General features: G+C 71.3%; 20 protein-coding genes. 3 read left to right on the top strand and 17 right to left on the bottom strand.

Translation table 11 applies throughout. From position 1 onward, the window contains the following. From KBX46_RS13725 to KBX46_RS13715, 3 genes are all read right to left on the bottom strand, one after another. The coding region (locus KBX46_RS13725) for a non-reducing end alpha-L-arabinofuranosidase family hydrolase (RefSeq protein WP_210792777.1) at positions 1 to 1,012 on the bottom strand (1,012 nt) is incomplete at its 3' end. 182 nt (positions 1,013 to 1,194) lie between these two features. After that, entirely contained in the window at positions 1,195 to 1,638 is a 444-nt protein-coding gene (locus KBX46_RS13720; protein WP_088947750.1) for an OsmC family protein, read from the bottom strand. 48 nt (positions 1,639 to 1,686) lie between these two features. Beyond that, positions 1,687 to 2,229, bottom strand: a complete 543-nt coding sequence (locus KBX46_RS13715) for a VOC family protein (protein ID WP_247667467.1) — start codon at positions 2,227 to 2,229, stop codon at positions 1,687 to 1,689. On the opposite strand from KBX46_RS13715, the gene KBX46_RS13710 reads away from it, so the two are divergent. Then, positions 2,228 to 2,941 carry a hypothetical protein gene (locus KBX46_RS13710; protein ID WP_210792776.1) on the top strand — a complete coding sequence of 238 codons (714 nt, stop codon included), beginning with the start codon at positions 2,228 to 2,230 and terminating at the stop codon, positions 2,939 to 2,941. The two genes, KBX46_RS13715 and KBX46_RS13710, sit on opposite strands and share 2 nt — an antisense overlap. Before the next feature lie 13 nt (positions 2,942 to 2,954). Here KBX46_RS13710 and KBX46_RS13705 read toward each other — a convergent pair whose 3' ends face one another. Together KBX46_RS13705 and KBX46_RS13700 are read right to left on the bottom strand one after the other, a co-directional pair. Beyond that, positions 2,955 to 3,722, bottom strand: a complete 768-nt coding sequence (locus KBX46_RS13705) for a trans-aconitate 2-methyltransferase (protein ID WP_210792775.1) — start codon at positions 3,720 to 3,722, stop codon at positions 2,955 to 2,957. Positions 3,723 to 3,928: 206 nt separating this feature from the next. Beyond that, positions 3,929 to 6,925 carry a glycoside hydrolase N-terminal domain-containing protein gene (locus tag KBX46_RS13700; RefSeq protein ID WP_210792774.1) on the bottom strand — a complete coding sequence of 999 codons (2,997 nt, stop codon included), beginning with the start codon at positions 6,923 to 6,925 and terminating at the stop codon, positions 3,929 to 3,931. Between the two features lie 438 nt (positions 6,926 to 7,363). Here KBX46_RS13700 and KBX46_RS13695 point away from each other — a divergent pair, with 438 nt between their 5' ends. Together KBX46_RS13695 and KBX46_RS13690 are read left to right on the top strand one after the other, a co-directional pair. Beyond that, positions 7,364 to 7,801: a hypothetical protein gene (locus KBX46_RS13695; protein ID WP_210792773.1), complete on the top strand. Its 438-nt coding sequence runs from the start codon at positions 7,364 to 7,366 to the stop codon at positions 7,799 to 7,801. 95 nt (positions 7,802 to 7,896) lie between these two features. After that, positions 7,897 to 9,411 (top strand): PLP-dependent aminotransferase family protein, encoded by a 1,515-nt coding sequence (locus tag KBX46_RS13690; protein ID WP_210792772.1) that lies wholly within the window; start codon positions 7,897 to 7,899, stop codon positions 9,409 to 9,411. Here KBX46_RS13690 and KBX46_RS13685 read toward each other — a convergent pair. Genes KBX46_RS13685 through KBX46_RS13630 form a run of 12 tightly spaced genes read right to left on the bottom strand, consistent with a single transcriptional unit; the run spans position 9,356 to position 21,493 of the window. Continuing rightward, positions 9,356 to 10,813 (bottom strand): UbiD family decarboxylase, encoded by a 1,458-nt coding sequence (locus KBX46_RS13685; protein WP_210792771.1) that lies wholly within the window; start codon positions 10,811 to 10,813, stop codon positions 9,356 to 9,358. The genes KBX46_RS13690 and KBX46_RS13685 overlap by 56 nt on opposite strands. Further along, on the bottom strand, positions 10,810 to 11,178 hold the full coding sequence (locus KBX46_RS13680) for a chorismate mutase (RefSeq protein ID WP_210792770.1): 369 nt from the start codon (positions 11,176 to 11,178) through the stop codon (positions 10,810 to 10,812). The genes KBX46_RS13685 and KBX46_RS13680 overlap by 4 nt, the downstream gene beginning before the upstream one ends. Then, the gene (locus KBX46_RS13675; protein WP_088947742.1) at positions 11,175 to 11,522 is read right to left on the bottom strand and encodes a cupin domain-containing protein; all 348 of its coding nucleotides are present in this window, start codon (positions 11,520 to 11,522) and stop codon (positions 11,175 to 11,177) included. Before KBX46_RS13675 ends, KBX46_RS13680 begins: the two co-directional genes overlap by 4 nt. Continuing rightward, the gene (locus KBX46_RS13670; RefSeq protein ID WP_099852523.1) at positions 11,512 to 12,210 is read right to left on the bottom strand and encodes a flavodoxin family protein; all 699 of its coding nucleotides are present in this window, start codon (positions 12,208 to 12,210) and stop codon (positions 11,512 to 11,514) included. The genes KBX46_RS13675 and KBX46_RS13670 overlap by 11 nt, the downstream gene beginning before the upstream one ends. Positions 12,211 to 12,268: 58 nt before the next feature. Beyond that, positions 12,269 to 13,573, bottom strand: coding sequence for a TrpB-like pyridoxal phosphate-dependent enzyme (locus KBX46_RS13665; protein ID WP_088947740.1), 1,305 nt, complete (start codon positions 13,571 to 13,573; stop codon positions 12,269 to 12,271). Between the two features lie 21 nt (positions 13,574 to 13,594). Next, positions 13,595 to 14,815 (bottom strand): MFS transporter, encoded by a 1,221-nt coding sequence (locus tag KBX46_RS13660; protein WP_210792769.1) that lies wholly within the window; start codon positions 14,813 to 14,815, stop codon positions 13,595 to 13,597. Next, a complete protein-coding gene (locus tag KBX46_RS13655; protein WP_099852519.1) occupies positions 14,806 to 16,041 on the bottom strand; it encodes an ATP-grasp domain-containing protein in 1,236 nt (411 codons plus the stop codon). Before KBX46_RS13655 ends, KBX46_RS13660 begins: the two co-directional genes overlap by 10 nt. Beyond that, complete coding sequence (locus KBX46_RS13650; protein WP_210792768.1) at positions 16,038 to 16,817, bottom strand: B3/4 domain-containing protein; 780 nt, start codon at positions 16,815 to 16,817, stop codon at positions 16,038 to 16,040. Before KBX46_RS13650 ends, KBX46_RS13655 begins: the two co-directional genes overlap by 4 nt. Further along, the gene (locus tag KBX46_RS13645; RefSeq protein WP_210792767.1) at positions 16,814 to 18,103 is read right to left on the bottom strand and encodes an MFS transporter; all 1,290 of its coding nucleotides are present in this window, start codon (positions 18,101 to 18,103) and stop codon (positions 16,814 to 16,816) included. Before KBX46_RS13645 ends, KBX46_RS13650 begins: the two co-directional genes overlap by 4 nt. Continuing rightward, entirely contained in the window at positions 18,103 to 19,392 is a 1,290-nt protein-coding gene (locus tag KBX46_RS13640; protein WP_308159499.1) for an amidohydrolase family protein, read from the bottom strand. Before KBX46_RS13640 ends, KBX46_RS13645 begins: the two co-directional genes overlap by 1 nt. 51 nt (positions 19,393 to 19,443) lie before the next feature. Further along, positions 19,444 to 20,088 carry a prephenate dehydratase gene (locus KBX46_RS13635; RefSeq protein WP_308159497.1) on the bottom strand — a complete coding sequence of 215 codons (645 nt, stop codon included), beginning with the start codon at positions 20,086 to 20,088 and terminating at the stop codon, positions 19,444 to 19,446. After that, entirely contained in the window at positions 20,072 to 21,493 is a 1,422-nt protein-coding gene (locus KBX46_RS13630) for a phenylacetate--CoA ligase family protein (protein WP_210792765.1), read from the bottom strand. Before KBX46_RS13630 ends, KBX46_RS13635 begins: the two co-directional genes overlap by 17 nt.

Here is a 21,493-nt window from a genome sequence, read left to right as displayed (position 1 = left end):
TGCTGCCGAAGCTGCCCGGGAAGTTCCCGATCGGCATGCTGGCCCGGTAGATCTTGCCGTTGTCCCCGGCGAAGAACAGGTACATGTTCGTACCGTCGCCGATGAGAGTCTGATCGATCGGGCCGGTACCGGAACCGGTGATGCTTCCGGTGAACAGCGTCTGCGCCGCGGACCACCCGTTCGGGTTGGTCGGGTCACTGGAGGTCCGATACGAGAACGCCGTACCACCCCACTGATAGGCCAACACCCAGATGTTTTTCGGCGCGAAGTAGAACAACGACGGCGCCACAGTCGCCGAGTTCATCGCGTTCTGACTGGCCGACGCCATCTCCGAGTAGTTCGTGAACAGGCCGAAGTTCATCGAACCCCACCTGGTCCCGAAGTCGTGCGTCGTCGCGTAGACCAATTGCTTGCCGTTGTACGGGGCGACGGTGAAGTCCTTGAGCGACACCCAACCCGACCTCGGGGTCGCCAGCACGCCCGTCGACGACCACCGGTACGTCGAGGGAAGGTTGCACGTGCCACCGGGCGGCGGGGTCGTGGGAGGTGGAGTTGTCGGCGGCGGGGTCGTCGGGGGTGGCGTGGTCGGCGTCGTGTCGCCGGTGCACGTCACGCCGTTCAGAGCGAAGCTCGTCGGCGCCGGGTTGCTGCCCGTCCACGAACCGTTGAAGCCGAACGACACCGTGCCGTTGGTCGCGACCGCTCCGTTGTAGCTGACGTTTGTGGCCGTCACCGCCGAACCGCTCTGCGTCAACGACGTGTTCCAGGCCTGCGTCACCGTCTGCCCGGCGCTGTACGACCAGGTCAACGCCCAACTGGTCAGCGGGTCACCCAGGTTCGTGACCGACACGTTGGCGCCGAAGCCGCCCTGCCACTGCGACGACACGGCGTAGGTCACCGAACAGCCCGCAGCCGTGGCGCCGGCCGGTAACGCAGCCACGACCGTCGACGACACCAGTAAGGCGACGCCGGCCGACACCAGACCGACATTGGTGGCTCTGGATCTGGTCATATAGCACCCTCCTGACGGGATGGCGGCCCATGCATTGGTGGTGGTCGCTGCAAGTGGGGGCTTGTGAGCGTTAACAGGCCGCGTCAGGTATGTTACGGGAGCGCTCCCACAGCATCAACCACAAGTAGATGCAGGTCAATTGATCGTCGGGGTGGCGGCACCGACCTGATTGCCAGAGCGGGTCAGTCTCCGCTGGACCCGCCGGTCTCGACGATCGAGACCGGAGAGCCAAGCTCGACGGTACGGGAGACCGTGCAGAGTCGATCGTGCGACTGTTGCAGCGAACGGGGCAGCGCCTCGCGTGCCCGGTCGCCGTCCGCGCCCTCCGGGAACGTCACGGTGAACTCGACTCGGATGTTCTGCATCCGGTTGCCTCCGGTCTCGTCCCGGATCTTGTCGCCGGTGACCTCGACGGAGAACTGGGTCGGCTCGGCACGGCGGCTGGTGATGTAGTCCACGTCGACCGCGGTGCAGCCGGCGATGGCGGCCAGCAGCAACTCCACCGGCGTGAAGCTGGTGTCCTCCCCCGTGCCCAACGACATCGACCCGCCGCGGACGTTGCGTGCGACGTAGTTTCCCACGCTGGTGCGCTCGATCTGCACCGAGCGGAAGCTGTCCTCACTCATGACAGGAAAACTACCCACGCCGTCCCGGGGGCGTACACCGGATCCGGATCAGGTGTCGGCTTCGAGGGCGAAGGTGTTGCCGTCCGGATCCTGGAACCAGGCGATGCGGCCACCACCGGCCCGAGGCGTGATCCCCTTGGCGTCGTGTTCCAGCTGCTCGTAGCGGATGAACTCGACACCGGAGGCGACGAGTTCGTCGACGGTCTGGTCGAGATCGTCGACGTACCAGGTCGCCAGCGTCGCCGGGGTCTTCCCGGCGGTGGCCGACTGGTAGACGTTGAGTGCCGGCCCGCCGCCAGAACCATAGACGCGGCTGCCGCCGGCGACATGGGCGCTGGGACCGGACTGCAGCACCGGCAGGCCGAGTGTGCCTTCGTAGAACCCGACGGCCCGCTCGATGTCCGAGACGGCGATCGAAGCTCTGAGGTGATACCTGCTCAGCGGCATGAACCACTGTGGCACGCTGCGGCGTCGCCGGTCGTCGCCGACACGACCCGCGGGCTCGGTCAGCCACCCCGTCCGCAGCCGATGAAGTCCCGACGCACTAGCATTGCCGCCGTCCACGACGGCTCTGCTGAAACGAGGCGACATGCGTTGGCTCCGGCGGTTGCTGGGCGGTAGGCGGGTCCAGCTCGACCCTGGACGACAGCAGGCGCTGCTCCGCGACGTCCAGTCCCGGTACGGCACCCACGCACAGGTCCGGTTCCCCGAGCAGGTCGAGGCGCTGACCGCGGCGCTCAACAGCGACGACGGCCTGGTGGTGGCGGCCCGGATCGTGAGCCAGGTCGCCGACGAGGCCCACGCGGACCTCCAGGCCCAGGCCCAGGAGATCCACCGGCGGACCGGCCGGCGACTGCTGGTGCACCGCCGCAACTACCGGCCGCTGTGGATGGAGGCCGGCCACGCCCTGCGCTGGCCACTGTTCGCGTTGCCGTGCGGCTTCCACCCGTACGCCCAGGTGGCTGCCGCTGTCGCGGTGGTCGGCAGCCAGGCGCCCCGGCTGGACCGGGTGACCGACCCGAACCCGTTGCTGACGCGCGTGTTCGAGGTGCTCGACCTCACCACCGCGGCCTGGGAGTATGGACGGGTGCGGGTGGACACCGACGCGGCGGCCCTGGCCGATCGACTGATCCTGAGCGCCGGGCAGGTCATCGCGGCGATGGACGACCCGCCCCGGCTGCCGCCCGCGGTCCGTGAGCTGATGCGGCGCAACAACACCGTCAGCGTGCACGACCCTGCCGGGCCCCGCGCTGTCGGTGGCATCAATCTGGGCGCGAGGATGCGAGAGAGCTTCCTGGTCTGAACGCCCACTGGCGTTACTGCTCGGTGCGCCGACGCGCGAGATGCACGACGATGTCGGCGGAAAGCTCGACCGTCTCGGGCAGGATCCGCATGATCTGGCCGAAGACCTGCTCCTGCTCCGAGGTCGGCAGTTCGAGATACGCCGAGATCGTCGACAGGTGCCCGACGTAGTCGCGCGCACTCATCGTCAGGCGACGCTCGACCACGATCTGCTGGACGTCGGCGAACCAATCGGAGCGTTGGAGTTCGCTGCCCGGCCACTGCATGGCATGCCCCGGGGGCGTGCCATCGGGAGATGGGACCTCGTCGCTCTCCAGGAAGGGCGCCCGGGCGGCGCGGACCGCGTCCGCCACCGCCGGATCAGCCAGCTGGGTTGGCCCGCCGAACGAGGCGAACACGCCGCCGGGTTCCAGCAACGCGGCCATGCTCGACCATCGGCCCTCCGGCTTCGTCCAGTGCAGTGCCGCCGCCGCGTAGACCAGGTCGTACCGCTCCCCCGGCCGCAGGTCCTCGAAGGCGGCCTGCATGGTCCGGACGCCTGCTGGCACGTGCTTGCGCAGCTCGGCGAGCATGGCGCCGTCCGGCTCGGTCGCGGTGACCGTCACCTCCCGTCCGGTGAACAGACGGGTCGCCTTGCCCGTCCCGGCACCAATCTCCAGGGCCGTTCGAATCGGCCGACCCGCGTACGTCAGCACCAGGTCGAGAAGCTCGGCAGGGTAACCGGGCCGGTACCGCTCGTATTGTTCCGCCACCATCCCGAAGCTCAGTGCGCGAGCAGACATGCCGACAATCCTGTCACGACTCACGTCGGCGATGCTCGATCTTCCCCCCGCAAACCGGTCGTATTCCACCACTTCCGGGGTCGGGGGCAGGGGTGGGCGGGGTGCGTCGGCGCCCAACGGGCCGGGCCCGTCCCGGTTGGGACGGGCCCGCTCCCCCGATGCGGGATCCGGCGCCGTCAGAGCCCTCGATGCGGGATCCGGTGCCCTCAGCCGCCGATCGCGATGGCGAAGATGTGCATGGTCGGCACGTTGGCCGCGGGCCGCGCGCTGATGTTGGGCAACACGACCGAAGCCACCGCCTTGCTCTGCAGCGCGACACCCACGTAGTAGATGCAGGCGGCGGTGTTCTGCCGCTGGTTGTTGGGCCGGTTCTGGTATGCGGACACGATGGCGGCGGTCCCCCCGGAGTGCGGCCCGCCGTACCAGTCGGGTGTGCTCAGCGTGAACGTCTGGCGGGTGCCGTCGGCGTACACCACAGTGCCGGTCCCCGACACCGTGCCGTAGGTGCCGGTCAGCAGGAAGCCGAGCGTGCTGCCGGTGCCGGTCACGCCAATGGACTGGCCCGAGGCGATGGCGTTGTCGGCGGCCCCGGAGCTGACGTTGGGCCAGCGGAAGGTGACCCCGTTGCGGCTGACCGTGCCGCCCGGGCTGGCGCCGGCCTGCGCCAGGGCCTGCGCGGAGAGCGAGGCCCCGCCACCGTCGAAGTTCCCGACGTTGGTGTTGCTGTCACTCGTGATGCCGACGTTGCTGAAGCTCTGTTCCAGCGTGGGCGTGGCCACGCCGGAGCTGGTGACCCGGTAGGTGCGCCCCGCCTGCACCGTGATCTCGATCAGGTCGGACTCGATCCGGGTGACCCGCGCCGCCGTACCGTCGCCGGTGTCGACAACGGTGACGGTGCCGGTGAGGATCCGGGCGCGCAGGCGGACGGTGCCGGCGCGGTCCGGTCGGATGAGGATCTCGGTGGCCTGACCGTTGCTCCACGTGATGCCGACCGTGTGCCCGCCCCGACCCCGCAGACCGGAGACTCGCCCGCCCGGCCAGGCCGGCGGCAGCGCGGGCATGATGTGCAGTTCCCCGACGTGGCTCTGCAGCAGCATCTCGGCGATGCCGGCGGTGGCACCGAAATTGCCGTCGATCTGGAACGGCGGGTGCAGGTCGAACATGTTGGGGGCGAGCCGGGCGGTGGTGGCGAGGTAGCGGATCAGGTCGTGGGCCCGCTTGCCCTCCTCCATCCGCGCCCAGAAGTTGATTTTCCAGGCCAGCGACCAGCCCGTTCCGTCGTCGCCGCGCAGCGCCAGGGTCCGACGGGCCGCCTCGAACAGCTGTGGGGTGCCCCGCTTGGTGATCTGGTTGCTGGGTGCCAGCCCGTACAGGTGCGAGATGTGTCGGTGGTTGGGCTCGGTCTCCACCCAGTCGTAGAGCCACTCCATGATGTTGCCGCGCGAGCCGATCTTCATGGATGGGAGCCGGTCCCGGGTGGCCCGAACCTGGGCCCGGAAGGTGCTGTCCACGTTGAGGATCTCGCTGGCCCGCGCGCAGCCGTCGAAGAGGTCCCGCAGGATCTGGTTGTCCATGGTGGGGCCGGCGCACACGCTGGCGTTCGCGTGGTGGCTGAGCTCCGGTGAGTTCGACGGGTTGGTCACCAGGTAGCCGAGGGTCGGCTCGGTCACGAGGGTGTTGAGGAAGAACTGCGCCGCGCCCTTCATGGCTGGATAGTTCGCCCGCAGGAACTCGATGTCACCGTTGAACAGGTAGTGGTCCCAGATCATCGTGGCCAACCACGCGCCGCCGGTCTGCCACATGCCCCAGAACGCGCCGTCCACCACCGCGGTGGCCCGCCACGCGTCGGTGTTGTGATGGGTGACCCAGCCGCCGACGCCGTACTGCACCTGGGCGGTCCGCGCCCCGGCCACGGACAGATCGTTGATCATGGCAAACACCGGGTTGTGGCACTCGGCGAGGTTGGTCGTGTTGGCCGGCCAGTAGTTCATCGGCAGGTTGGCGTTGATCGTGTACTTCGAGTCCCACGACGGGGCCAGCGAGTCGTTCCAGATGCCCTGGAGGTTGGCCGGCTGGGTGCCGGGCCGCGACGACGAGATCAGCAGGTACCGGCCGTACTGGAACAGCAGCGCCGAGAACTGCGGGTCGTTGACGCTGTTGTGCTGGGCGATCCGGACATCCGTCGTCTGGTCGGCGGCGGACGTGCGGCCCAGATCCAGGCTGACCCGGTTGAACAGCGCCTGGTAGTCGGCCACGTGCCGGCTGCGCAGCTGGTCGTAGCTGCTCCCCCGCGCGGCACTGAGGCGCTGCCGTGCGATGCCCCCGTAGTCGCCGCCGACGTTGCGGTAGTTGACGTAGCTGGAGCCGATGGAGAGCAGCAAGACCACGCTGGTGGCGTTCGTGACCCGCAGGGTGCCACCGGAGCTGGACACCGAACCGCCGGTGACGGTGGCGTTGGCCAGGGCGAGGAAGCGGACCGCGCCGGTGATGCCCTCCATGTTGCCGGAGACACCGTCGAGGCCGATCGTGCTGCCGTCCGGACTGGACACCGTCGTGCGTTGCGGGCTGTCGAAGGTGGCGGTGAAGCTGATCGATCCGCTGCGGTCGGCGGTCAGTCGCATCGCGATGACCTGGTCGGGCGCGCTGGCGAAGACCTCGCGCTGGTATCGGACGCCGTTGAGCACGTACGTCGTGGTGACGGTGGCGGTGGTGAGATCGAGCGTCCGGTCGTACTGGGACGCCCCGCTGGCGGATCCGAAGGCGAGCCGGAGGTTGCCGACGGTCTGGTAGGCCAACTGGCCGCCGGGGTTTCCCATCATGGTCTGGTTGATCAGATCCTGGGCCTGGGTCCACTGGTTCGCGTTGACCAGCCGCCGGATCTCCGCCAGCGCCCCGGCGCCCCTGGGGTTGCTGGGGTCGTGCGGCCCACCGGCCCAGACGGTGTCCTCGTTGAGCTGGAGTCGTTCCGTGTCCACGTTGCCGAAGACCATGGCGCCGAGCCGCCCGTTGCCGATCGGCAGCGCCCGTAGCCAGTCGGTGCCGGCACCCTCGTCGTACCAGAGTGCGAGGTCCCCGGCGGCCAGCACCTGCGGAGGCGCGGCCGAGTCTGCTCGGGCCACGGCGGTCCAGGGCAACGGCAGCAGAGCGCCACCCGCGCCGGCCGCGCCGACTTTGAGGGCCTGCCGTCGGGTCAGGTCGGACATCGATCCTCCAAAACGCCTTAGACAGTCAGACATCCGATGTGTTTCGCGAAGGTTACTCCGAGGCGACGGAATAGGCAATGGTCGATCGATGGGTGGAATCGGCAGCGTCTGCGCCCATCGGCAGGGCTCCGAGCAGCGCGTCGAGAACGGGTCCGTCAGTGGTTGGCAGGCGCGGACCAGCCCGGAAAGGCCACTTCAACCGCACATACATCAGATGTACGCCGAGTGTCGGCGCGGTGGTGTTCGTGCGTCGCGCGGGGCTCTGCCGTCGCCGCAGCGGCCGAGAAACTGGACCGGGTGCCGGGCACGCGGGTACGCCTGCTCGGCAGCCGACAGGGTCGAGAAAAAACCCGACACTCGGACCGGCAGTCGGCCGCAACCATGACCGACCGCAGGGCGTCTAGCGGGAGACCCATCCCTGCTGGACTGGAGGACCTGATGACACCGACAGCGCTGCGTGCCCTGGTGCCGATCACCGTACTGGCGGGCCTGGCGGCCTGCACCACCACCTCGCCCGCTCCGCTGGCCAGCGGAAACACCACACCGCCCGGCTCCTCCGCCGCGTCGCCGACCGGCAGCGCGTCGCCCGCGACACCCACCTCCCGGGCTGCCTGTCCGGTGAGCGCGGCCACCCTGCACCGGGCGTCAGGGCTGGGCGACACCCACCGGATCGACCCGGATCACATCAAGTGCGCAAGTCGGTGGGCGACCGCCGGGGTGATCGCTGTCGACCCGAGAATGCAGGGCGACGGTGTGCTGGTGTTCGAGTACACGGGCGGTGGGTGGAAGAAGCTGGGCGAGGGCAGCGCGCTCGAATGCAGCCCGTTCGGCATCCCGAACGAGCTCGGCGACCAGCTCGGCTGTCGTGACCAGTGAGCGCACGGGCTGCCCGGCGCGCCGCGGGAACCGGAGGTGGACGCGGGTGGCGCGACTAGACTCGGCACCGGCGTCGATCGGGGGAGCGTGCGCAGGTGAGTTCGTCCCAGCTTCTCGTCGCACTGGACCGCGCCAGTTCGGTGCCGTTGCAGCAGCAGCTCTGCGACCAGATCAGCGGGTCCGTCCGGACGGGTCGGCTGCGCCCCGGCGACCCGGTGCCGCCGAGCCGTGAGCTGGCGCACCAGCTCAGGGTCTCCCGGACCGTGGTGACCCGGGCGTACGAACTGCTGCGGGCCAACGGGGTGCTCACCTCGCGGCGCGGATCCGGCACGCGGGTCAGTGACGCGCTGGCGGACACGCCGCCACCCGCCAAACGCGCCGCCACCCACGCGCACCTGTGGCCGGAGCCCCCGCTGGCCACCGACGCGGGCAGCCCACTGTGGAAGCCCTGGGAGCCAGCGCCGATGCACCGGCCGGACGGGACGTACGACTTCCGGCACGGCACCCCGGCGCTGGCCAGCTTCCCGGTGACCCGGTGGCGACAGTCGCTCACCGAGGCGGTGAGTCGGGCCGACGCGGTGGCGCTGGGATACGGCCCGGCCGAGGGCTCCCCGACGCTGCGTGCCCAGATCAGCGCGCTGCTGCGGCGCAGCCGGGCACTCGACGCCCCGCGTGAACACACGGTCGTGACCAGCGGCGCCACCCAGGCCATGGACATCCTGGTCCGGTTGCTCGTCGGCCCCGACGACGTGGTGATCATCGAGGACCCGAGCCACACGGTGCTGCGGCAGATCTTCGGCTACTCACGGGCCGCTGTGGTGCCGGTCGCTGTCGACGAGGAGGGCCTACGGGTCGACGACATCGATTCCCAGGTCCGCGCGCACGGCCTCGACCCGGCCCGGGTACGCCTGATCTACGTCACTCCGTCGCACCAGTTTCCGACCGGGTTCATCATGTCCGAGCGGCGGCGACGAGCGCTGCTGCGCTGGGCCCGCGAACACGCGGCCACGGTGCTGGAGGACGACTACCACAACGAGTTCACCTTCGCCGAGGAGCGGCTGCCGTCGCTGGCCGCCGACCCGCAGGACGCGGACGTCGTCTACGTCGGCAGCTTCAGTAAGACCCTCTTCCCCTCGCTGCGCATCGGCTACGCGGTGCTGCCGCCGCACCTCGTCCGACCCTTCCTCGGCGTCAAGTGGATCACCGACCGGCTGACCGCGACGCTGACCCAGGAGGCACTGGCCGAGTTCATCTCCTCCGGCGCGTACGCCCGGCACATCGGCCGGATGGACCGCCTCTACCGGCAGCGACGCGCCCGGCTGCTGGAGGCGCTCTACGAACACTTCGGCGCGGGGGTGCGGATCTCCGGCACGGCGGCCGGACTGCACGTGCTGGTGACCCTGGGCGGCGCGCCCGACGCCGACGAGGCGGCGATCGTGCGCGCCGCCGCCGCGCGGGGCGTCCGGATCTACCCGGCCTCGGGCTACTTCGTCACCCTGTCGCCGGCCGAGCCGACCTTCCTGATCGGGTACGCGGCGCTGCCCACCGCCCGGATCACCGAAGGTGTGGCGCTGCTGGCCGCCGCGGTGCGGGAAGTGACGGCTCGGTGAACCGGGGCCGCTGGAACCGGGCGCGCTGGGCGTACGGCACTGTGCAGTCGAAGACCGCCTTCGCCGTCCGACCGTCGGCCGAGAGCGACGGGGAGTAGCCGGTGTGCTGGCTCGGGTCGAGGGGGAAACCCTCCCGGTCCGGCAGCACGTGCAGGTCCTGGTCGGCCTGGAAGCGGGTGACCATCGCCCACCACAGGTCCTGATCGGACTCGATGTCGACGTCGTCGCCCACGCACAGCACCAGCTTGGCCATCCGGAACTGCTCCAGCACGGCCTCGGCGGCGACGCGTACCGCCGCGTCGTCCTCCGGGCCGCGCTTCGCCGGCCACTGGAGCACCACCATGAGCTGACCGCCACCTGCGGTGTGACAGTGCGCGGCCAGCGCCGGCGTGCCCCGGCGGCGCAACAGGTCCAGCACCGCGGCCTCCATCCCGAAGCCGAGCAGCACCGACTGCTCGTGCCCGGGGCCGGACACCGCCTGCAGGATCGGGCTCTCCCGGGCGGTGATCCCGGTGACCCGGATCAACGGCAACGAGGGGTGCGCCCGGCCCTGGTAGCCGAGGAACTCCGGTGTGGCGACAGTGCCGTGCCGGCTCTCGGGTGCCCGGTCGGCCAGCAGCTCCCCCTCGATGACGTACTCGGCGTGCGCGATGAACTCGGTGTCCACAGTGCGGCAGGGCAGCAGCTCCACCGGCTGCCCGGCGAGAGCACCGGCCACCGCCAGCTCGTCGAGGTCCGGTGGCACCAGTGAGGTCGGGCAGCAGGAGGAGAGCAGCACCGCCGGGCACAGGCCGAGGTGGATGGCCACCGGCAACGGGCTCCCCCGGCGCAGCGCGGCCTGGTGCGCGAGCTCCAGGTCCCGTCCGGGCACCATCCAGATGGTCAGCGTGTCCGGACCCTGCACGCACATCCGGTGCACGGACAGGTTGCGGACCCCGGTGTCCGGGTCGGTGGCGAGCACCGCGCCGAGGGTCAGGTAGGGCCCGGCGTCCTCATCGGTGAGCACCGGCACCGGCAGCGCGGTCAGGTCCACCGGCAGCGTCTCGCGAGGCCAGCGGGCCGGGTCGGGTGCGGGCACCGGCGGGCGGGGCGCGGCGACCGCGTCGAGCAGCCGGTGCGGCAACTCGGCCGGTGTGCAGCCGAGCAGGCCGGCGGCGCGTCTGCGGGTGCCGTACAGGCCCATCAGCACCGCCCGGGTCGGGCCGTGGTCGGGGCGTACCCGGTCGAAGAGCACCGCCGGGCCGGCGCCGGTGGGCGGGGCGGCGGGCGCGCCGGCCCAGCGCGCGTAGTGGGCGGAGACGCCGTAGCGGGCCGGCAGCTCCGTGGCGACCCGGACCAGCTCGCCGGGGAGCGGGTCGAGGGTGGCCAGGGCGTGCCGCAGGTCGACGGGCGGGCGGCTCATCGCTCGTCCACCAGCGGCGCCGCCGCACGACGGGCGGCCAGCATGTCGAGCTGCATCCGGGTCAGCTCGTCGATGAGGGCACGGTAGGTGCCGACCGCCACCTCGGGCGGCATGCCGTGCCGGCTGGCCAGGTCGTGCACCCGGTCGAGCACCTGCCGCACCCGGTCGGGTGACCGGACGGTCGCCTCGTCCGTCTTGTGCGCGGTCAGCTCCTGTACCACCCGGGTGCGCTCGGCCAGCAGGGCGATGATCCGCTGGTCGAGCCCGTCGATGGCACCGCGCAGCTCGGCGATCCGGGCCGGGCCGTCGGCGGCGCCGGCCGGCGGGGAGCCGGCCGGCGCGGTGATCCGGTGCTGGTCGCTCACGGTTGGGGAACCTGGTCGACCACGAAGACGACTGTGGGCTCGGCGTCGCTGCCCTGGGACCGGTGCTCCTCGTCGTCGGGGATGACGAAGCCCATCCCGGGGCGGCACGGCACCGACCGGTCCCGGAAGTGGATGGTGAACTCGCCCTGCAGGACGTAACCGGTGTGCCCCCGCAGGCACCAGTGCTGCTCGTCGAAGCCGGGCGGCAGTTCCAGCAGGCGCAGGCGCTGCCCACCGACGTACGAGATCTTGACACGCCCCTCGGCCCCCGGCTTGTCCCACCTCTCCCACTCGGTGGCCGGGAAGTCGATGCCGACCGGCGCGGCAACCTGCTCAGTGGACATTCTCGATATCTCCTCTGGTCTGGACGGATTCGTTGCGGCGGGGCCGCGGAACGCGCTCGTTGCGGTCCCGGCGCGGAAGCACCGGGTCGCCGTCGACCCGCTGGTGTCGCTTGAGCAGCTGCACCATGTCGAGCATCCGGTGCACCATCCGCTCCAACGCGTCGATGCCCTCGGGGTCGGTCAGGCCGGGCGTGCCGGTGGTGTTGCGCAGCAGGACGGGGAACCCGCTGCCCACCAAGATCATCCGGTTGAGCAGCAGGTTGTTGACGATCTGGTTGTGTACGGAGGAGTCGCTGTAGCGCCGTCCGGTGACGATGATGCCGCCCACCTTGTCCGCCAGCGGACGGGTGAACCGCAGGTAGCCGACGCCCGCACGCTCGATGAAGACCTGCATGAGGTGGGCCAGGCCGAAGCCGTGCACCGGGGCCGCGTAGATCAGCCCGTCGGCGTTGGTCATCTGCTCCACCAGGGCGGGGACGTCGTCGTCCAGCTGGCAGGGCACTGTACGGCTGTTGCAGTCGCCGCACGGGCTGCACGGCGAGATCCGGTGCTCACGTAGCTGGATGGTGCGCAGGATCGCACCGCGCTCGGCGATCAGCCGACCCGCGTACGCGATGGCGTGGTCGGTGTTGCCGCCGACCCGTTCCGATCCGTTGATGGCGAGGATGGTCCCTGCTTCGCTGTGCACATTAACCCCCGGTGCGAGGCAGGGGGTGAGCGCCGCACGGCGCCCACCCCCTGCGAGGTCAGTCCGTCAGCTTTCCGGCGAAGTAGTCGATGTAGGCCTGCATGTCGAAGTGGCCGTGCCCGGACAGGGAGAAGACGATCGCCTTCGACTCTCCCGTCTCCCGGCAGTGGATCGCCTCGTCCACCGCCACCCGGACCGCGTGGGTGGACTCCGGCGCCGGCACGATCCCCTCGCTGCGGGCGAACAGCACGCCCGCCTCGAAGCACGCGGTCTGCGGCACCGCCCGCGCCTCGATCAGGTCGATCTCCCGTAGCGCGCTCACGATCGGCGCCATGCCGTGGTAGCGCAGCCCGCCGGCGTGGATCGCCGGCGGGTGGAAGTCGTGGCCCAGGGTGTGCATCTTGGTCAGCGGGGTGAGCCCGGCGGTGTCGCCGAAGTCGTAGTCGTAACTGCCCTGGGTCAAAGACGGGCAGGAGGCCGGCTCCGCCGCGATGAACCGCACCGTCGGTCCGCCGCCCCACTGCCGGCGCAGGATCGGCAGGGCCAACCCGGCGAAGTTGGAGCCACCGCCGGCCGCGCCGATCACGATGTCCGGGTAGTCGTCGGCCATCGCCAACTGGAGCAGCGCCTCCTGGCCGATGATCGTCTGGTGCATCAGCACCAGGTTGAGCACCGAACCGAGGGCGTACTTGGCGGCGCCGCCGCTGTGCATCGCCGCCTCCACCGCCTCGGAGATGGCCAGGCCGAGGCTGCCACTGGACTCCGGGTCGGCGGCGAGGGCCGCCCGGCCCGCACCGGTACGGTCGCTCGGGCTCGCGGTGACCGACGCGCCGAACGTCTCCATCAGGCCCCGCCGGTACGGCTTCTGGTCGTAGCTGACCCGCACCATGAAGACCTCGCAGTCGAGGCCGAAGTATGCGCAGGCCATCGACAGCGAGCTGCCCCACTGGCCGGCGCCGGTCTCCGTGGTAAGCCGCTGCACGCCGTCCTGCTTGCTGTAGTACGCCTGCGGGACCGCGGTGTTCGGTTTGTGGCTGCCGGCGGGGCTGACCCCCTCGTACTTGAAGTAGATCCGGGCCGGCGTGCCGAGGGCCTGCTCCAGGCGACGGGCCCGCACGAGCGGGCTGGGCCGCCACTGCCGGTAGATGTCGAGCACCGGCCCGGGGATGTCCACTTCCCGCTCGGTGGAGAACTCCTGCTCGATCATGCCGCTGGCGAAGAGCGGTTCGAGGTCCGCCGGCGTGATCGGCTCCCGGGTGCCGGGGTGGAGCATCGGGGGCAGACCCTTGGGCAGATCGGGGACCACGTTGTACCAGGTCGTCGGGATGTCACTGTCGGGCAGCACGAACTTCGTCGCGGTCATGGCCTCTTCCAGGGATGGGTGTCAGGAACTGGCGGTGGCCGGCTCGGCGGGCGTCGGCACGGGCCGGGCAGCCGGTCGGATCCGCAGCACTGCGAACGCGACCACGCCGACCACCGGGGTCAGCAGGAGCAGGAAAAGGACGGGGCGGTGCCCACCGGCCTGCCAGACGAAGCCGAGGCCCATCGGCACGACCAGCCGGGCGGAGCTGAGCACGAAACCGTTCAGCGCCATGAAGCTGCCGACCCGGTGCTCCTGGACGTGGTCGGCGATGTAGGTCGGAATCACCACCGAGGCGATGATCTCCCCGAGGGTCCAGACCACTGTCGACAGCAGCACGGCGGGCAGCGAGAACGCGAAGACCAGGATGGCCATCCCGATCGACCAGAGCAGGCCCGCCGTGATCAGCAGGGCCCGGGTCGAGTACGCCTTCATCCGCTTCTCGATCAGCAGACTGGCACTGACCACGACCACGCTGTTGATGGTGTAGACGGCACCGACCACCGCCACCGACGAGTGCAGCACTGTGGTGACCGCCAGGGGCAGCGTGTATTCCAGGCCGATCAGCGGCGCGACGAAACAGATCGAGACCACCACCAGCACCGCCACGTCGATGTCCCGCAGCAGGCCGGCCCGACGGGTGGCGCCGGCCGGCGAGGCCGTTGGCACCCGCCGGGTGTCCGCCGGTACGAAGAGCCAGATGGTGGCCGCCGCGAGCAGGCCGAGCAGGATGTTCCCGGCGAACATCAGCTGGTAGGAGTAGGCCGCCGCGAACCCGCCGAGCAGCGGGCCGACGCCCATGCCGAGATTGTTGGCCAGGTAGCTGACCGTGTACGCGAAGGGGCGCTGTTCGGGTTGGGTCAGGTCGGCGATCAGCGTGTTCGCCGCCGGGGCGAACATCCCCATTCCGACCAGCGCGACGAAGAGCAGTGCCGCGTACGTCCAGGTCGGACCGTCGAGCACTGCGAGGCCCAGGTAGCCGACCGCGTTGAGCAGCAGGCTCGACACCAGCGCGGCACGTCGACCGGCCCGGGCGCAGACCGGGCCGCTGAGCAGGCTGCCGGCGAGCAGGCCGGTGCTGCCCACGGAGATCAGCACACCCGCCTCGCCGGTGCTGAGGTGCCGGCTCTGCACCAGGTAGACCGCGAGCAGCGGGAAGACGAACATCCCGGCCCGGTTGATGAACGAGGCGTAGACCAGCATCCGCAGGGGGCGCGGCAGGGCCCGGAACCTGCTCAGCCACATGACGGATCACCGGCCGGCTCGGTGAGCACCTCGAAGGCGTCCCGGATGACCTTGAACCGGGCGCGTACGTCGTCGAAGTCGCGGCCCTCGCAGACGTACCAGCCGAGCACGTCGTTGGAGGCGGTCGGCACGGCGAGCACGTCCCCGACGGTCTTCCACACGTCCGCGTCGAGCACCGAGTCGAGCGCCCGCAACTCCTCGGCGGTGGTGATCGCGGTGATCCGGCCGTACCGGTCGGAGCAGAGGTATTCGGTGCCGATCTCCGGGCCGAGGGTGGTCGCCGGCACGTGCCCCGGGTCCAGCTCCAGCCGGCACCACTCCCCCGCCAGGTTGATGCCCCGCCCGGCCTGGATGGCGGGGACGATCGAGCCGCCGCCGGCCCGGGCGGCCGCCTCGCCGAACACCAGCTCGCCGTCGTCGCGCAGGAAGAACTCCACGTGCGCCACCCCGGTACGCATCCCGAAGCCGCGCAGCACCGTGGCGCTGGCGGTCAGGATGCGCCGCTCCGCCGGGGTCAGGTCGTGCTTGCGGGAGACAGTGCCGCCGGGCTCGTCGCGGAACTCCAGCACCGAGTACGTGTAGCGGGACAGCTGCTCGAAGACCACCTCGCCGTCGCGCAGCAGCGAGTCGACGTGGTATTCGGCGCCCCGGACGTACTCCTCCACCCGGTAGTCGTGCCGGTCGTCGGCGACCAGCGGCCAGACCCGGGCCAGGTCCTCGGTGGAGTCCACCCGGTGGGTGTCCCCGCAGGCCCAGCCCGCGTACGGCTTGATGACCACCGGCCAGCCCACCTCGGCGGCGAACTCGGCGACCGCGCCCACCGTCTCGGGGCGGCACGAGCGGGCCACCGGCACGCCCAGCTCGACGGCCCGGCGGTGCATCACGTTCTTGTCCCGGAAGGCCAGCGCCTGCTCCGGGTCGAGCCCTCCGATGCCGTGGTCACGGCGGCAGCGCGCGGCGGTGAGCACGTCGCCTTCGAAGAGCGGGAAGATGCGCTCCACCGGGTGCGCGGCGAGGATCGTCGTGACAGCCGAGCGGACAGCCTCGGAGTCGTCGAGGTCGGCGTGATAGCAGGGCAGACCAGCGGCTTCGGCGGCCGGCTGCCCGGTCGGCAGCAGCGCGACGGTCGCCACGCCCAGCTCGGTGGCGGCGGCGACCACGCTGCGGAACTGGGCCGCGTACCGGCCTGCCGCCGGTCGGTAGATCACCAGGATCGCGCGGTTCACGATCGGCTCCCACTGTCGCTGGCGACCGGGCCCGCGGTGCGCAGGACGGCGCTGGTCGTCGCGCCGTCGAGCACCGCCTCCTGCCGCGTGCCGTCGGACAGCTCGTCGAGGGCGGCGGTGAGCCGGGCCAGCGCGTCCGTCACCTCGGCCCGGCCTCCGGGGTGGGCCGACTCGACGGTGAGCAGCAGCCGGTGCCGGCCCAGATCGGTGCGGACCAGGTGGCCCTGCCGCCAGTTCCAGCGGCGCGAGTGGGCCCGCCCGTCGGCGTCGGCGTAGACGACCTCGCCCGGCTCGGGCCGCTCCGGCGCCTCGGGCGTGCCGAGCGGGAGGTAGGTCTCGGTGCCGTCGGCCGGCCGGACGACGAGCTCGGCGAGGCCGTCGACAGCGCACGAGGCCACCGGCAGCGCCGCACCGAGCGACACCGCGTTGCAGAGGTCGACCAGGGCGTTGATCCGGGGCAGCCGGTCACCCTTGGCGACCCGCCGGGCGATCGACTCGGCGGCGCACGGGAACCGGTTGGGGTTCACCCCCACCGCCCGGTACGCCTCCCGCCACGCGGCGATGCCCGGCAGCTCCGCCACCCCCGCCTTGTCCAGGCCTGCCGCGTGCAGCGCGTCCTCGGCGGCGGTCAGCAGTGCCGACACGGCGGGAGGCGCCGGGGCGACCTCGATCGCCGGTATGGCGATCACGCCGAGCACGTAGTCCGGCACTGCGGTCAGCACCCGGTCGTCGATGCGCACGGTGAGGGTGTCCACACCGTCGCTGAGCTGGGTCATCGTGATCCTCGCGTGGTTCGGGTCCGATTGTCGGTCCGACCGTACGCAGCGCGACGACCACCAGGTGTGGCCAATCCGGGGTGATCCGGTGAGGCCAATCCGGCTGTCGGAGGCTGGTCGTCGCGACGGCCGGCACGGGCCCGGGCACCGAGCAGCGTGGTGCCCAGCGCCAGCACGCAGAGTGCCGCGCCGACCGGCCCGAGCAGGTCGAGGGCGTCCGTGCCGCCGTGTCGCAGCAGCCGGTTGCCGAGGAAGCCGCCGAGGGCGATGCCCACGAACGTGGCCGACGAGTTGAGGGAGAGCAGCAGCGGCCCGGAGCTGGGCGCGACAGTGAAGAGCCGGTGTTGCTGGGCCGGCTGGGTGGCCATCGCCGTGATGCCCCACGCCGCCATGGCCAGCGCGGCCGGCAGCAGCGCCTGCCGGGTCAGTGGCAGCGTCACCAGGACCAGGGCGAGCCCGGTGACCGAGACGAGCAGCACCGGCACGCCACCCCACCGGTCGGTGGCCCGTCCGCCGAGCACGGTGCCGGCGACCGCCGGCACACCGAAGACCAGCAGCAGCACCGCGAGCAGGGTTCCGTCGCCGTCGGTGGCCGGCGCGAGCAGCGCCCCGACGTACGTCAGCGCGAGGTAGCCGCCGGTCATGAAGAGCGCAGTGGTGAGCACCGCCAACCCGACCCCACGGTCGCGTGCCGGGGCGAGCCGGGCGGCCAGCGACGGGCTGGGCGGCAGGGTCAGCGCCGGCAGGCCGACGGTCACCGCGACCGCGCAGGCGGCACCGATGGCGGCGAGCAGCCAGAAGGTGGCGCGCCACTGAAGGTCGGCGGCGAGCCAGGTGCCGAACGGCACCCCGGCCACGGTGGCCGCGGAGAGGCCGCCGAGCACGACGGCCATGGCCCGGCCGCGCCGCTCGGGCGGGGCCAGCGCGGCCGCCGACGCGGTGGCGGCGGGGATGTAGAGCGCGGCGCTGACCGCCGTGAGGACCCGGGCCAGCAGCAGCAGCGGCAGGTCGGGCGCCAGCGCGGAGCCGACGTTGCCCACTGTGAACCCGACCAGCGAGACCACCAGCACGGTACGCCGCTCCAGCCGACCGGTCAGGGCGCCGAGCACCGGAGCGGCGACCGCGTACGCCAGGGCGAAGACGGTGCTCACCCAGCCGGCGGAGGCGACGCTGACCCGCAGCGTACGGGCCACCTCGGGGAGCACACCGGCGACGACGAAGGTGTCGGTGCCGATGGCGAAGGCGCCCACGGCGAGCAGCGGGACGACCGGCACGCTCCGGCGCATCACGCCACTCCCGCCCGCTGCCCGGCGCGGTAACGGGTGGCGTCCCCGGCGACCACCCTGCCGCCCAGCAGCACCAGCTCGATCGCCTCCGGCCGGCCCAGCACCGTGATGTCCTCGGCCGGGTCCCCGTCGGTGACCACCAGGTCGGCCAGCCGCCCCGGCTGCACCGTGCCCGCGTCGTCGCCGCGACCCGCGAGCCGTGCGCCGTTGGCGGTGGCCCAGGTCAGCACCACCGGGGCGGGAATGCCGGCCATGGTCACGTACGTCTCCAGCTCCTCGGCGTAGCGGCCGTGCGGGGTCCACGCGAAGCCGAAGTCGTCGCCGGCCACGATCGGGATGCCCATCTGCACCATCAGCGGCAGGATGCGCAGGGTGTTCTCCACCTCGGCCTGGAATTCGAGGGTCTCCAGGTATTCCGGGGTCTTGCCGTACCGGGTGCCGGTGGTGAGCAGCCGGTGCGGCTGATGCAGGCTCGGCACCACGAAGATGCCCCGTTCGGCGATCGCCTCCAGGGCCGCGTCGTCGGCGTACGTGGCGTGGTCGATCACGTCGACCCCGGCGGCGATGGCGTTGCGGATGCCGGCCAGCCCCCGCGAGTGCGCCCGGATCCGGACTCCCCGCCGGTGCGCCGCCCGGGCCGCGATGACCAGTTCCTCGGCGGTGAAGAGCAGCTCGTGCGATCGACCGTTGGGGAAGGTGTCGTCGCCGGTGGAGAAGACCTTGATGATCTCCGCGCCCTGGGCGACCTCGGTGTCGACGTACTCGATCAGCTCTTCCGGGGTGTCGGCCAGCCGCATCAGGTCGCTCGGGATGCGTTGCTTGACCCCGGGGTTGCGGCGCTCCGGCGGGCCGGACACCATCAGGTCCCGGCTGCACGGGGTGATCCGCGGGCCGGGCAGCCGGCCGGCGTCGATCGCCCGGCGCAGGGCCATGTCGATGCCGGCCACCGAGCCCGCACCGACGAAGGCGGTGTAGCCCAGCCGGAGCATGTCGGCCGCGTTGGCGGCGGCGCCGAGGGTGACCTCCGGGATCGTGTACTTGAAGAGCATCTCCCGACCGTCGAGCACGTTCAGGTACGCGATGTGGGTGTGGCCCAGCGTCATGCCCGGCATGACCGTCCGGCCGTCGAGGTCGAGGACGTCCACGTCCGGGTCATGCAGTGGGGCCTGCGCCTCGGGCAGCACCGCGACGATCCGCTCGCCGTCGAGCAGCACGCTGTGGTGCGGGCGGGACGCCACCCCCAGTCCTTCCTGGACCGTGGCGCGGTGCAGCAACGTACGTCGGGACACGACGATCACTCCGGTTCTCTCGGTGTCGGGGCAGGAGAGCCGACGGTGGCTCTAGCAGCGGCCGAACAGGGTCCACACGATCTCGGCGCCCGGGCGGCGGGCCACCCACCGCAAGGCGTGGCGGTGGACCCCGGGCGCGTTGGTCACCGCCAGGTCGGCGCCGCCGGCGGCGAGGATCTCCGCGGCGTGCTGGGTGGAGTCGGCGTCGACCCACCGCATCGGGCGGTCCCGCAGGGCGGGTGGCGCGAGGTCGGTGAAGAGCCGCCGGACCTCCCAGAGTGCGGCCACCGCGAGCTGACCGGCGGCCGGCTCGCGGTCCGGGTCGGCCGCGATGCCGTACTCCGGTGTGGCCTGCGCGAAGTACGCATCCAGCCGCAGGTCGCGGTGCCAGTGGAAGCGGGTGAGCCCCTGGTACGCGCTCGGCACGAGGGCCTGGTCGACCCGGCGGTCCACAAGCGCCGCGAGCACCGCGTCGAAGGTGTCGGACAGCTCGACGCGCAGCCCGTGCCGCTCGGCGAGGAAGGCCGCCGTCAGGTGGCTGGACGTCCCGGGCGGGCCCAGGGTGGCCAGCGTCGTGCCGGGCCGGCTCGCCCACCGGTCCACCACGGCGCGCCAGCGCCGCCCGTACGCCTCGGCGAGCGGGCCGGGCAGCGCCGGCACCCACTCGTCCGCGGCCGTCTCAGGTGGTGTAGCCACGGTTGCCCGCCATCCGCTGCGCCACCCGGGTCTCGTGGTCGACCTCGACGCGCCGGTCGACGATCCGGGCGGCCTTCCAACTCACGAAGGCGCCGGTGCTCGTGATCGGGTCGAGCCCGTCGGTCAGCTCCACCTCGACCGGTACGCCGAGCGCGGCGGCGGTCCGCTGCCGGACGCCGTCGGCGATCCCGCCGGGGTCGTCGACGAGGTCCTTGAGCAGTTCCAGGCGGACCGTCAGCCGGTCGCCGCCGCTCGGGTCGTGGTCGATCACCACCTGGTATCCGCCCGAGCCGACGACCCCGGTCAGGACGGCCATCTCGATCTGCCCGGCGGTGAAACGTCGACCGCCCAGCTCGATCCGGTCCAGGGTGCGGCCCACGATCTGCACCAGGTCGCCGGCCATCTCGCAGTCGCAGTCCGACGACTCGATGATCACCGCGTCGCCCGTGCGGTAACGGACCAGCGGCTTCACCCCGTCGATCAGCATGGTGACGGTGAGTTCCCCGCTGCCGCGCGAGCCGTGCGACACGCCGGTCTCCGGGTCCACCACCTCGATGAGGTAGTTGGTCTGGGAGAGGTGCATCCGCTTGTTGCGGCAGGCGGTGGCGATGACGAACGCCTCCTGCGAGCCGTACAGGATGTTGTAGACGTCCGCGCCCCAGACGGACTCCAGGTTGCGGGCCAGCGCCGGGGTGCACATCTCGCCGGTGACGAAGAGCAGCTTGACGGCGAAGTCCTCGCGCAGCCGGTAGCCGTAGTGTTCGGCCGCCTTGGCGAGCATCATGGCCACGCCCGGCGTGCAGCAGATGACCTCCAGCTCAAGATCCTTCATGAGCTGCAACGCCTTGGCGAACCCGATCACCGGCGAGTACGGCCAGATCTTCGCGCTCAGCGAGCCGACGTTGCGCGCGACGTCACCGAGGGTGTCGCCGAAGGAGTGCACCTCGGTCGGCCCCATCAACCCGATCCGGGGCGCGCGGTCGCCGAAGTGGTGCCGGAAGATCGACGCCCAGGACTCGGTGACGTGCGCGTTACTGGCCACCACCTCCCGGCCGTCGCGGGGACACGGGGTCGCCCGGCCGGTCGTGCCGGTCGTCTCGTAGAAGAAGACGCCCTCGGACAGCGGCCGGCTGAGCACGTCGAGCATCTCCTGGCGCAGGTGCGTCTTCGTGGTGAAGGGCAGCCGGTCGAGGGTCGCCGGGGTGATCGTGGCGAGGTCGACGTCGGCCAGGTGACGGGCGTAGAACGGCGAGCCGGTGGACACCTGGTCGAGCACCGTGCGCAGCTGTCGTGCCCGCCAGGCCTCCAGGTCGGCGGCGTCGAGGGTGCGGTCGTAGAAGGCCTGGTGCAGGGCCAGGTAGTCGGCGGCGAAGTCCGCCGCCGGGCCGGTGGTCGGAAGCCACAT

The sequence above is a fragment of the Micromonospora sp. C81 genome (assembly GCF_018070425.1).
Lineage (GTDB): Bacteria > Actinomycetota > Actinomycetes > Mycobacteriales > Micromonosporaceae > Micromonospora > Micromonospora zamorensis.
This window is presented reverse-complemented; position numbering and strand designations above follow the sequence as displayed.